Source organism: Klebsiella sp. P1927, from assembly GCF_018204675.1.
In the GTDB taxonomy this organism is placed as follows: Bacteria; Pseudomonadota; Gammaproteobacteria; order Enterobacterales; family Enterobacteriaceae; genus Klebsiella; species Klebsiella pneumoniae.
On the sequence record NZ_CP073377.1, the window covers coordinates 2,072,658 to 2,084,281 of the forward strand.

An 11,624-nucleotide genomic window follows, 5' to 3' on the forward strand; every position below is an offset into this window, starting at 1 on the left:
CGATGAACAGATGATGTGGCGCACAAGGCGCTTTAGTGAGTTTTCATCATCCTATCGGCTAAAAATGGCGCTGAAAAACGATGTTAATTCAAGGCGTAGTGATATTCTGTCACTGACTTTCGGTGAGCCTGCACAAGGAGCATTGGCTATGCGTCGTAAAATCCCCAGCAGCGCTGCGCTACTGGCTTTTGAGGCCGCGGCTCGTCACGGCAACTTTGCCCGCGCGGCGGCGGAGCTCGCGTTAACGGAAGGGGCCATCAGCCGGCAGATTGCCCGTCTGGAAGCGCTCCTCGACAGTAAACTCTTCGACAGGACGGGGAGCCGGGTGCGGCTCAATCCGGCAGGCGCCCGCTACGCTCGTCAGGTCCGCGAGATCCTCGCTCGTCTGGAACGGGACACCCATGACGTCAGCGGGATGCCCGTCGATGGCCGCAGCCTGGAGATCGCCGTGCTCCCCACCTTCGCCAGCCGCTGGTTAATTCCCCGGCTCGGGCGCTTTGCGGCGCAGCATCCGCATATCGTGGTCAATATCGCCGCCCGCAGCGATCCCTTCATTCTGCCGGGAAGCGGATTTGATGCTGCCATCCATTTTGAACACCCGGCGTGGACCGGAATGGAGGTGACGTTTTTATTTGCGGAGTATTTGCTGCCGGTCTGCCATGCTGCGCTGCTGACGGATGACGATCTTCCGGGGCTGCTTAACCGGCTAACGCGCATTCACCGGCGGCAAAACCCGGACGCCTGGCTGCACTATGCCCGTGAGTGCGGTCTGGCGCTGGATAACCCCGCCCAGGGGCCGCGCTACGATCTGCATGAGATGGCGATCGCCGCGGTACTAAGTCAGCAGGGAGTGGCCCTGGTGCCGAAGATGTATGTGGAAAGCGAGCTGCGCGCCGGAACGCTGGCCGCCCCGTGGCCGGGCTCCCCGACGCTGGCTAAGCGCTTCTGCTTGATCAAACCCGGCGGCGGGGAGGGGGAGCCAGCGCTGCAGATGTTTGAGCGCTGGCTGCAGACGGAGATTGCGGCAGGTTAAGTCAGAGCTGGCCGGGAGACATTTAGCGCCGCCCATGGTTTCCTCCCTGTTTTACCGCGCGCTCGCTTTTTTACGCCAGGGAATAGTTTTCAGTATGGAATATTGTTGTTGCGAAGCCACCGCTTCCGCCCAGCGTCCAGACGGCCTCCATCTCTCGTCTTACAAAATATTGTCAGTTTATTTGTTTTATTCTGCTTATCGTCTTTGTCAGTATTACGCAGTCACTCCCGAGCTGAACCGAGATTCCGCTGAATTCAAACTGAATATACTCCGGCAGTACGCGGATACGAACGGGATTTTCTTGTGCATGTATTGCTGAGCGACTGCTATTCCGGGCGTTAAATAGAAGATCACCGTACTGCCTTACCCAGTGCGCTTTGGGTTCCTGTAGGGAGACAGCGACGGGCGGTAGCGTTCGCGAAAGCAGGCGGGTGCGATAGCGTGGCCAGTGGGTGGGGTGGCGAAGGGTAACGAATGGAGGACGTAATGATGAATTTTAACGCCAGAAAAGATGGAGTGAAGCGATGAGGAACAGGCTGATAAACGATGCAACCAGTTTGGTAAAGCAACCGCCGGGGCAGTCACGCTACCGGATGGTTGTTCTCCGGAGGGCGCAATATCGACAGCCTGCTGAATCAGCAACTGTTAACCCATATGGCGGCAGGACAGAAGCCGCAGCACCTGACGCGGGGCGGGATGAGGAAGAGGGGAACGCCTCAAGAGGAGTGTCCGCTTTTTTTGCAGGAAGTCTTGCCGGATTATTATTATCCGTTGGAGCTGAAACATCCAGAGCAATATACACGTCCCGATATCTGAAGCGCAGAAATCCGGTACTGCATGATAAACTGCAAAATCTGGGAGATCTGGATCTTCTGTATTTTCTTGTTGAGGATATTGTAAAATCTTTCGAAACAGCGTGTATGGTCAGTGATAAGAATCCAGCAGAATTTAACAAAATATGTGAATATTTCTTTGGTGGACTATGAATATAAAACGAACATTACTCATCCTGCTTTCCCGTGTTATCAGAGGGGCTGGGATGGGATTAGGTGCTTCAGGTATCGCGCTGGCTGGCTGGTTCTTTTTTTTCTCAGTAAATGAATATAAATTTCTCTGGGGTTTACTTTCAGTTGTGGGATTCCTGGTGGGGTATCTGATATATCGATTTGCATATGCATATATTTATGATGAATGGAATTATTATCATTAAGAAATTAAACGGCGTGGTCTGTTGATCGATTTTTGATGCTCATTAAAAGGGTTGGCTTCCTTAGCACTCATGTGGACTAGTATGGACTATGCAAGGAAAACGCTTTGCCAATACACAACATTTTAAGTCAGCAATACCAACGGGGAGCAGGTGATAAAATTCAGGAATTACAGAAGGAAAAATGATTGGTGCGTCTGAATGGACTCGAACCATCGACCCCCACCATGTCAAGGTGGTGCTCTAACCAACTGAGCTACAGACGCATTATGGTGCGTTTAATTGGACTCGAACCAACGACCCCCACCATGTCAAGGTGGTGCTCTAACCAACTGAGCTATAAACGCATTATGGTGCGTTCGATTGGACTCGAACCAACGACCCCCACCATGTCAAGGTGGTGCTCTAACCAACTGAGCTACGAACGCAATGTTGTGGTGACAACGGGGACGCATATTAGCGGCAGGGAGGGGATGTGGCAAGAGGTAAACGTCACTTTTCTTGCACATTGCATGCGATTGCGGAACTTTTACTCATTCCGGATATATTTTACTGAACCACAAGGATATTTCTTCGCCAGCGAGCATCACGGCTCTTATTTTTCAGCCAGTCCAAACCTGCGCGGAAGGGTTGCCGATGTGTTAAATTATCGGCCACCAGAAGAGAAGGAGTCATAACGAAGATGAAATCGATTGGTATTTTTTGCGGTTCTTCAGCTGGCGAACATCCGCTGTACCTCGAAACCGCCCGTCTGGTTGGACGTACGCTGGCGCAGCAGGGGTTGGCGCTTGTCTATGGCGGCGGCAAAGTTGGTCTGATGGGGGCGGTCGCCGATGCGGCGCTGGAGGCCGGTGGCGTGGTGATCGGCGTGATGCCGCGCGGCCTGGTGGAGCGGGAAATTGCCCACCGCGGCTTGACGGAGCTGCATGTGGTCGAGGATATGCACGAGCGGAAAACCAAAATGGCGGCGCTGGCGGATGGCTTTATTGCCCTGCCGGGCGGGGCGGGGACGCTCGAGGAGATTTTCGAACAATGGACCTGGGCGCAGCTGGGGATCCATGAGAAACCGTGCGCGTTCCTGAATATTAAGGGTTATTACGATCCGCTTCAGGCGATGGTCGATAACATGGTACAGGAAGGGTTTATGCACCCGCGCTACGCGGAGATGCTGCCGTTCGCTACCTCGGCAGACGAGATTATCGCCGGTTTTCGCGACTATACGCCGCCGGCCCGTAAATGGGTTCAGCAGCCAGCTATTTAAACATCAAGCGCAGGGTAAACAGCGCGCAGACGATGAGCAGTAACAGCAGCAATTCGAAGCGATAGCGTTGCAGCATGATGTCCTCCTGAAAAAAACCGGCGCTGTTCAGCGCCGGTTTATCACCTTAACGCCCTGACCATTATGCCGCCGGTTTAACCGCCGGTTTAGCTGCGTGGTGTGCCGCTTTATGATGTTTCTTTGCAGCCTGCGCTTTCTGCGCGACTGCCGGTTTCGCAGCGGTTTTGTGGTGTTTCTTCGCCGCCTGCGCTTTCTGCGCTACTGCCGGTTTAGCAGCGGCTTTATGGTGTTTCTTCGCCGCCTGGGCTTTTTGCTCAGCAGCCGGTTTTGCAGCGGCTTTGTGGTGTTTCTTCGCCGCCTGCGCTTTCTGCTCGGCTGCCGGTTTCGCGGCCGCTTTGTGATGTTTCTTATGGTGAACGGTAGTATGGCTGGCTGCTGCACTCGGGGTGGTGCTTGCCGCATCGGCAGCGAAAGCAACTGATGACAGACCCATAGCAGCGGCAACGACCAGAGCTAATACTTTTTTCATTCTGAAATCCTCGACTTGGTTTCTTGAGTAACCCCACTGCGGGGCTGTTGGCAACACTATAAGCGCCTGCCGGGAGGCTATCAGTGAGTCTTTGGTGTCAGGGAGTAACGGAATGTACAACGCGCCGTTATAGCGAAGAACGAAAAAGCCCGCCGGAGCGGCGGGCTTAGACAAGTTAGCGCGCAGCGCGCTGTAAGATGATGCTGGAAGGCTGGCGCTGCAGAAAACGCATCCGCAGCATCATCATGATGGCGGCGGAGGTCAGACCGATGATAAATCCGCACCAGAAACCGGCAGGTCCCATGCGGGGCACAATCATATCGGTCAGCGCCAGCAGATAGCCGCTCGGCAAACCCAGCACCCAGTACGCGGTAAAGGTAATGAAAAAGATAGACCGCGTATCTTTATAGCCGCGCAGAATGCCGCTGCCGATCACCTGAATAGAGTCGGAGATCTGATAGATAGCCGCCAGCAGCATCAGGTGCGAGGCCAGCGTCACCACCTCGGGATTATCGTTATACAGCAGCGCAATCTGCTTACGCATCAGGACGGTAAAGATAGCGGTAAATACCGCCAGGCAGACCCCCACGCCCACGCCGGTGCGGGCCGAAACCTGGGCATCGATCGTTGAGCCCTGGCCAAGGCGGAAGCCGACGCGAATGGTGACCGCCGCCGCCAGCGACAGCGGCAGAACGAACATCAGCGAGCTGAAATTAAGCGCGATCTGATGACCAGCGACGTCAATGATCCCGAGCGGGGAGACCAGCAGCGCGACGACAGCAAACAGAGTGACTTCAAAGAACAGCGCCAGAGCAATGGGCAGCCCCAGCTGCACCAGCCGTAACAGGACGGCAAAATCAGGGCCGCTGAAGCGCTCGACGCAGCGGATATCGCGCATCGTACGCGCCCGGCGCACCCACCACAGCATGGTGGCGAACATCACCCAGTAAACGGAGGCCGTCGCCACACCGCAGCCGACGCCGCCCAGCTCGGGCATGCCGAAATGACCATAGATAAAAATATAGTTCACCGGAATGTTGACCAGTAATCCAATAAAGCCCATGACCATCCCGGGCTTGGTTTTTGCCAGCCCTTCACACTGGTTACGGGCGACCTGGAAGAACAGATAGCCCGGAGCGCCCCACAGCAGCGCGCGCAGGTAGCCAACCGCCTTCTCTGCCAACAGCGGATCGATGTTATGCATGGAGCTGATGATGTATCCGGCGTTCCACAGCACGACCATGATCAGCACCGAGACAAAGCCGGCCAGCCAGAAGCCCTGACGCACCTGCGGCGCGATACGCTCTCGCCGCCCGGATCCGTTAAGCTGCGCCACCACCGGGGTCAGCGCCAGCAGAAGGCCGTGGCCGAAGAGGATCGCCGGCAGCCAGATGGAGGTCCCGATGGCCACGGCGGCCATATCCGTGGCGCTGTAGCCACCCGCCATCACGGTATCGACAAAACCCATCGCCGTCTGCGCCACCTGCGCAAGGATGACGGGTATAGCCAGAGCTAATAACTGACGCGCTTCAACGAAATACTTCTGCACGTGAACACCTTCGAATTGTTGTTATTTTGAGACTAAAAAAGCCGCCGTAACTGGCAGCAAGGGGATAAAAATGAGGAATTTCCAGTCTATTGTAGCGAGGATTGGCTATTAAGCCAGTGAAAAAAGAGTCGAGGCACGAAGCGCGCTGGCAACCGCTTTGCCCTCCTGTTATTGTTCCCGATAGCGAAAGCGGTAATGATACCGTCATGATTTTCAACAGGAGCCAAACATGTTTACTGGTATTGTTCAGGGAACCGCGAAAGTGGTCTCCATTGATGATAAACCCAATTTTCGCACTCACGTGGTTGAGTTACCGGCACATATGCTGGAGGGGCTGGAAACCGGCGCCTCGGTAGCCAACAACGGCTGCTGCCTGACGGTGACCGAAATCAACGGCGCGCACATCAGCTTCGATCTGATGAAAGAGACGCTGCGGATTACCAATCTTGGCGATATTCAGGTCGGCGATGAAGTGAACGTCGAGCGAGCGGCGAAATTTAGTGATGAAATCGGCGGGCATTTAATGTCCGGCCACATTATGACCACCGCGGAAATCGTGAAGATTCTGACTTCCGAAAATAACCGTCAGATCTGGTTTAAAGTGCAGGATCCAACGCTGATGAAATACATCCTCTATAAAGGATTCATCGGTATTGACGGCATTAGTCTGACGGTGGGTGAGGTGACGGCGACCCGTTTCTGCGTACATCTTATTCCGGAGACGCTGCAGCGGACCACCCTGGGAGCGAAAAAACTGGGCTATCGCGTCAATATTGAGATTGATCCGCAGACCCAGGCGGTTGTCGATACGGTCGAACGCGTGCTGGCCGCGAAAGAGATGGCGGCTAAGGTCAATGAAGCCTGAAAAAAAATCCCCCGCCGATAAGCGGGGGAGTGTTATTTAACGGGCGACGCGCAGTCCATGTTCAATACCGCGCGAGAACACCACCTGCCAGAGCTGAATGTCGCGGGCGCGGAAGGCGCCGGCGCAGGCGTTCAGATAATAGGTAAACATGCGTTTGAAACGCTCAGAATAGTTATCGGCAATTTCCGGCCAGCTGGCGAGGAAACGCTCATACCAGGCCATCAGGGTCGTGTCATAATCGGCGCCGAAGTTGTGCCAGTCTTCCATCACAAAGTGCTTCTCGCTGGCTTCGGCAATGTGACGCACGGAAGGCAGGCAGCCGTTCGGGAAGATATATTTATCGATCCACGGGTCAACGTTATGGTCGGTGACCTTGGAACCAATGGTGTGCAGTAAAAAGCGGCCGTTGGGTTTCAAATTACGGTCGGCAACCTCAAAGTAGGTAGCGTAATTTTTCGGCCCCACGTGCTCAAACATGCCAACGGAGACGATGCGGTCAAAGCTGTCGTGCAGATCGCGATAATCCTGGAGACGAATCTCTACATCGAGATCGGCGCAGCGTGCCTGGGCCATTTTTTGTTGCTCGGCGGAGATGGTTACACCCACGACGCTGACCTGATAATTTCGCGCCATATATTCGGCGAGACCGCCCCATCCACAGCCAATATCCAGTACCCGCATGCCTGGCTCCAGCTCCAGTTTGCGGCAGATGAGATCCAGCTTAGCCTGCTGGGCGGCCTCGAGGCTCTGCGCCTCTTTCCAGTAACCGCAGGAATATTGCATATAGGGATCAAGCATCCGGCTGAAGAGATCGTTGCCGAGGTCGTAGTGCTCTTTACCGACAATCCAAGCACGTTTTTTACTTTGTAGATTAAACAGACGAGCGCCTGCGATGCGGAGTGTGTCTTTGAAATGGTGTGGGAGCTGCTTTTCCAACCCGGCGCGTAACACCTTGTGGAAGAATATATCCAGACGCTCGCATTCCCACCAGCCGTCCATATAGCTTTCGCCTAAACCCAGCGAACCTTCCTGCAAAACCCGTTTAAAAAAGAGAGGATTTTTAACCCGCAGGTCGGACGGCGCGGAGCCATTGATTTCAATTCCCGCACGGCCTAATAATTCAGCTGCAATCCGGTACCAGTCATCATTTGGTACACTTACTTCTTCTATACACGATGAACTCATAGCTTCTCCATCACGCCCAAGTGATCAGAACCTTAAAACAGCGTAGACGCTTTTTTGGCTTTGTGAGAAATCTCACGGATAATCCGTGAAGTCGCTATCCGACGTAAACAGAGGAAGGGAGATAACCCTTGCCGAAAGGCCTTCCATGGTGAAACGGAGGCATCCTGCATCCGTTAATCTGTAACTATTTTCTATTTATGTGAACCCGGATCCAGTATAGGACGCTAAGTACTGGCTTTCAATAAAAATTTCTTAGCATGCTAACGACTGGTCCGGGCCCTGGCGACGGGCATTACGCGTGGGAAGAATGGGGTGTCAGCTCCGGCGTCTGCTGCAGGCGATAGCCTATTCCGGCTAAGCCAATCGAAACCAGCATTACGCTGGTGGTGGTCAGCAGCGGCGTGGCGATCAGCGCGGATACCAGCAGACTGGTCAGGAAGCACAGGCCAAGCTGCAGGGTATTTTGCAGCGCCGCCGCGCGGCCGGTCGCCTGCGGAAAAGGCTTCAGCGCCTGAGCAACCACGATGGGGTAGATCCCGCCGTTGACCACCGCCATCATGCAGAACGGGATCATTAACGCCACCAGCGAGGCATGGGTTTGCAGGCCCACCAGCCAGGTGGCGGCTACGCTGACGGCAAAAATCACCAGCAGCCACGGCAGCATCTGTTGACCGGACCATTTCTGCAGCAGCGCGCGACAGCCATAGCCTCCCACCAGAAAGGCGATGGTCTGCGGAATATAGCTCAGGCCGATAGCGGTTGGGCCATAGCCCATTTCATGCAGGATAAAAGGTGAACCGGTAAGCCAGGCGAAGAAGCTGGCGGAACAGGCGGCGTAGATCAGGACGTTGCCGCTGTATTCCCGGGAGCGCAGCAGCGCGAGAAAGGTGATCTTTTGCTGCGTCACTACTACTGACTTCGCGGCTGCCTTCAGGCGCAGGGCAGGCAGCATCAGCAGCAGAGTGATGGCGAACAGGGTGGCGAAGATGGCTTGCCACTCGAAGTGCACCAGCAGCCAGCTGCCCAGCAGCGGGGCCAGCGCCGGCGACAGTCCTACCAGCGGCATAATGGTGGCGAAGATGCGGTTCGTGCGCTGGGCAGGATAGTAATCGGCGACCATCGCCTGCCAGGTAACGGCCGCGGCACAGACGCCAATCGCCTGCAGAAAGCGCAGCGCCAGCATCAGGGTGGCGTTGTGCACCCACAGCATCCCCAGACAGCCGGCCGCGAAAATCGCCAGGCCGCTCAGCAGCACCGGTTTACGTCCATAGCGGTCCGACAGCGGTCCCCAGAACAGCTGGCCCAGCGCGAAGCCGGCGAGGAACAGGCTCAGACTGGCGCTGATGGAGGCGGCGGAGGTGTTGAGATCCTGCTGCATGGCGGCAAACGCCGGCAGGTACATATCGGTGGCCAGAAAGCCCAGCACGCTCAGGCCGGCCAGCCAGACTAAAAATCCTTTCCCGGGTTGTGACATAACGTTCTCATAGTTGGTGTACAGGTACGATGCCGCAGAGTGTAGGGAGTGCATTGTGGCTTGTGAAACGCTAATATTTGTCACATGCATTCAAAAATTTTGCAGGCAGAAAATGTGGTCTGAATACTCTCTGGAAGTGGTTGATGCCGTCGCCCGTAACGGCAGCTTCAGCGCGGCCGCGCAGGAGCTTCACCGGGTGCCTTCCGCGGTCAGCTATACCGTGCGTCAGCTCGAAGAGTGGCTCGCCGTTCCCTTATTTGAGCGTCGCCATCGTGATGTGGAGTTGACCCCCGCCGGGGTCTGGTTTTTACAGGAAGGGCGCTCTGTTATCAAAAAAATGCAGATCACCCGCCAGCAGTGTCAGCAAATTGCGAACGGCTGGCGCGGACAGTTGTCGATCGCAGTGGATGATATTGTGAAACCGGCGCGGATGCGTCAGATGATCGTCGATTTCTATCGCCATTTTCCCGACGTCGAGCTGATCGTCTTTCAGGAAGTATTCAATGGGGTATGGGATGCGCTGGCCGACGGCCGCGTTGAGCTGGCGATTGGCGCAACGCGATCTATTCCGGTCGGCGGTCGCTATGCGTTCCGCGATATGGGGATGCTGAGCTGGGACTGCGTGGTGGCGAGCGATCATCCGCTGGCAAAGATGGAGGGACCCCTGAGCGACGACGTCCTGCGTAACTGGCCGTCGCTGGTGCGGGAGGATACCTCGCGCTCGTTGCCTAAACGGACAACATGGTTGCTGGATAACCAGAAGAGGGTAGTCGTCCCTGACTGGGAATCATCAGCAACCTGTTTGTCGGCAGGACTCTGCGTCGGCATGGTGCCGAGCCATTTCGCCCGTCCATGGATAGATCGCGGCGAGTGGACTGCGCTGGCGCTGGAAAATCCGTTCCCGGATGCCGCCTGCTGCCTGACGTGGCAGCAGAACGATGCCTCACCGGCGCTGAACTGGATGCTTGACTATCTGGGGGACAGCGACACGCTGAATCGGGAGTGGCTGCGGGCGCCGGAGAGATCCGCGCCCGCCAGATGCCTTAACGACGATAATCGACAAACGGGCCATCCGCTACCGAGCGGCGCTCAACCAGACGAGGGTGCACTTCGATAGACTGCGACTCTTCACGCTTGTTGACGATACGATCCAACAGCATGTTAAATGCGGCCTCGCCCAGGGAATCTTTCGGCTGATGAATGGTGGTTAACGCCGGGCTGAAATAGCGGGCGTTGCGCACATTATCATAACCGATCAGCGAAATGTCCTGCGGCACCCGCAGTCCCATTTCATCCGCCGCGCAGATAGCGCCCATCGCCATGATATCGCCGCCGCAGAAGACCGCCGTCGGGCGGTGCTGCTGGTTTAGGATCTGCTGCATTGCGCGGTAGCCGGACTCCGGCTCGAAGTCGCCCTGCACAATCCAGTTTTCCGGCACGCTGATATGCGCCTCTTTCATCGCCTGCATGAAGCCGGCAAGTCGCCCCGCGCCGGTGTTGCGCTCCAGCGGGCCCGGGATCACGCCGATTTCGCGATGGCCGCGTTCAATCAGGTAGCGTCCGGCGATATAGCCGCCCTGGAAGGCGTTATCGATCACCGCATCGGTGAAGTCGGCTTTCGCCTCGCCCCAGTCCATCACCACCATCGGGATATGGCGGTACTCTTCCAGCATGCTCAATACCGAATCCGGATACTCGGAACACATCACCAGCAGACCGTCTACGCGCTTTTGCGCCATCATCGACAGATAGGCGCGCTGTTTTTCCAGATCGTTCCACGCGTTACCGAGGATCAGAGTATAGCCCTTCTGGAAGCAGCTCTTTTCAACGGACTCAATAATTTCAGCGAAATAGGCGGCTTCGCTACTGGTCGCCAGCAGGCCAATCGATTTGGTGTGATTGACTTTCAGGCTGCGCGCCACGGCGCTCGGCGAGTAGTGCAGCTCTTTGATCGCCGCCCATACCGCATTACGCGTCTCTTCGGCAACGAAACGGGTTTTGTTAATTACATGTGACACAGTTGTAGTGGAAACGTTTGCGCGTTTCGCTACATCTTTAATAGTTGCCATTACATCTCACTCCATGCCTTGACCTGATCGCCTGATCATCGATACGTAAACGTTTGCCTACACACACCCTGAATACAATTTTCAACATTGCATCACGTCGGGAAAACGACACAGAACGACAGGAAGGGGTCAATGGCCGATACGCTTTTAAATTAGCGTGGGATTTTGTCCGATCTTGGGGCAAAGTGGAAGAGCAAAAATGTGCATCGCCCTAAATCCCGGAAGATTTTTGCGATTTTTTGTGCAAAAATGAGCAAGCTCACTTTTGGTGTGGGGATAACAAGAGGGAAAAATGATGGATACCAATTTAAAGTTTTCGCTGATCACCACGATTATTGCTCTCGGCGTGATTGTCGCTTTCAGCCTGACCGCCATACTGCACTAATGTTTCGCTGAGGGAGGAGCGCCGCTTCCTCCCCATATCCCGCTATTAT

General features: G+C 55.4%; 12 protein-coding genes and 3 tRNA genes. 7 read left to right on the forward strand and 8 right to left on the reverse strand.

The annotated features are described in order from the left end of the window. The first annotated feature begins 148 nt into the window (after positions 1 to 148). From KB892_RS10475 to KB892_RS10485, 3 genes are all read left to right on the forward strand, one after another. Positions 149 to 1,033, forward strand: coding sequence for a LysR substrate-binding domain-containing protein (locus tag KB892_RS10475; protein WP_004180176.1), 885 nt, complete (start codon positions 149 to 151; stop codon positions 1,031 to 1,033). A 524-nt stretch (positions 1,034 to 1,557) separates the two neighbouring features. Beyond that, positions 1,558 to 2,019 (forward strand): hypothetical protein, encoded by a 462-nt coding sequence (locus KB892_RS10480; RefSeq protein WP_065928302.1) that lies wholly within the window; start codon positions 1,558 to 1,560, stop codon positions 2,017 to 2,019. Then, positions 2,016 to 2,243 (forward strand): hypothetical protein, encoded by a 228-nt coding sequence (locus tag KB892_RS10485; RefSeq protein ID WP_072769241.1) that lies wholly within the window; start codon positions 2,016 to 2,018, stop codon positions 2,241 to 2,243. Before KB892_RS10480 ends, KB892_RS10485 begins: the two co-directional genes overlap by 4 nt. 186 nt (positions 2,244 to 2,429) lie before the next feature. On the opposite strand, the gene KB892_RS10490 is transcribed toward KB892_RS10485, so the two are convergent. From KB892_RS10490 to KB892_RS10500, 3 genes are all read right to left on the reverse strand, one after another. Beyond that, a tRNA-Val gene (locus KB892_RS10490) sits at positions 2,430 to 2,506 on the reverse strand. 4 nt (positions 2,507 to 2,510) lie between these two features. Continuing rightward, positions 2,511 to 2,587: transfer RNA gene (locus KB892_RS10495), tRNA-Val, on the reverse strand. A gap of 4 nt (positions 2,588 to 2,591) precedes the next feature. Further along, positions 2,592 to 2,668: transfer RNA gene (locus tag KB892_RS10500), tRNA-Val, on the reverse strand. Between the two features lie 254 nt (positions 2,669 to 2,922). Between KB892_RS10500 and KB892_RS10505 the strand changes: the two genes are divergently transcribed. Next, positions 2,923 to 3,501, forward strand: a complete 579-nt coding sequence (locus KB892_RS10505; RefSeq protein WP_004200138.1) for an LOG family protein — start codon at positions 2,923 to 2,925, stop codon at positions 3,499 to 3,501. A gap of 139 nt (positions 3,502 to 3,640) precedes the next feature. On the opposite strand, the gene asr is transcribed toward KB892_RS10505, so the two are convergent. Both asr and mdtK read right to left on the reverse strand, forming a co-directional pair. Further along, complete coding sequence (asr, locus tag KB892_RS10510; RefSeq protein ID WP_004200137.1) at positions 3,641 to 4,048, reverse strand: acid resistance repetitive basic protein Asr; 408 nt, start codon at positions 4,046 to 4,048, stop codon at positions 3,641 to 3,643. Positions 4,049 to 4,223: 175 nt separating this feature from the next. After that, positions 4,224 to 5,597 carry an MdtK family multidrug efflux MATE transporter gene (gene mdtK, locus KB892_RS10515; protein WP_004200136.1) on the reverse strand — a complete coding sequence of 458 codons (1,374 nt, stop codon included), beginning with the start codon at positions 5,595 to 5,597 and terminating at the stop codon, positions 4,224 to 4,226. Positions 5,598 to 5,826: 229 nt separating this feature from the next. On the opposite strand from mdtK, the gene KB892_RS10520 reads away from it, so the two are divergent. Next, positions 5,827 to 6,462: a riboflavin synthase gene (locus tag KB892_RS10520; RefSeq protein WP_004200129.1), complete on the forward strand. Its 636-nt coding sequence runs from the start codon at positions 5,827 to 5,829 to the stop codon at positions 6,460 to 6,462. A 36-nt stretch (positions 6,463 to 6,498) separates the two neighbouring features. Here the strand turns inward: KB892_RS10520 and cfa are convergent, their stop codons facing one another. Together cfa and punC are read right to left on the reverse strand one after the other, a co-directional pair. Next, on the reverse strand, positions 6,499 to 7,647 hold the full coding sequence (gene cfa, locus KB892_RS10525) for a cyclopropane fatty acyl phospholipid synthase (RefSeq protein WP_002907788.1): 1,149 nt from the start codon (positions 7,645 to 7,647) through the stop codon (positions 6,499 to 6,501). A gap of 292 nt (positions 7,648 to 7,939) precedes the next feature. Next, positions 7,940 to 9,121, reverse strand: a complete 1,182-nt coding sequence (gene punC / locus KB892_RS10530; RefSeq protein ID WP_002907785.1) for a purine nucleoside transporter PunC — start codon at positions 9,119 to 9,121, stop codon at positions 7,940 to 7,942. A 112-nt stretch (positions 9,122 to 9,233) separates the two neighbouring features. Between punC and punR the strand changes: the two genes are divergently transcribed. Beyond that, entirely contained in the window at positions 9,234 to 10,238 is a 1,005-nt protein-coding gene (gene punR, locus KB892_RS10535; protein WP_002907780.1) for a DNA-binding transcriptional activator PunR, read from the forward strand. Here the strand turns inward: punR and purR are convergent. Then, the gene (purR, locus tag KB892_RS10540; protein ID WP_002907778.1) at positions 10,165 to 11,190 is read right to left on the reverse strand and encodes an HTH-type transcriptional repressor PurR; all 1,026 of its coding nucleotides are present in this window, start codon (positions 11,188 to 11,190) and stop codon (positions 10,165 to 10,167) included. The two genes, punR and purR, sit on opposite strands and share 74 nt — an antisense overlap. A gap of 292 nt (positions 11,191 to 11,482) precedes the next feature. Between purR and KB892_RS10545 the strand changes: the two genes are divergently transcribed. After that, a complete protein-coding gene (locus KB892_RS10545; RefSeq protein ID WP_002907776.1) occupies positions 11,483 to 11,575 on the forward strand; it encodes a cytochrome bd-I oxidase subunit CydH in 93 nt (30 codons plus the stop codon). Positions 11,576 to 11,624: the final 49 nt, after the last annotated feature.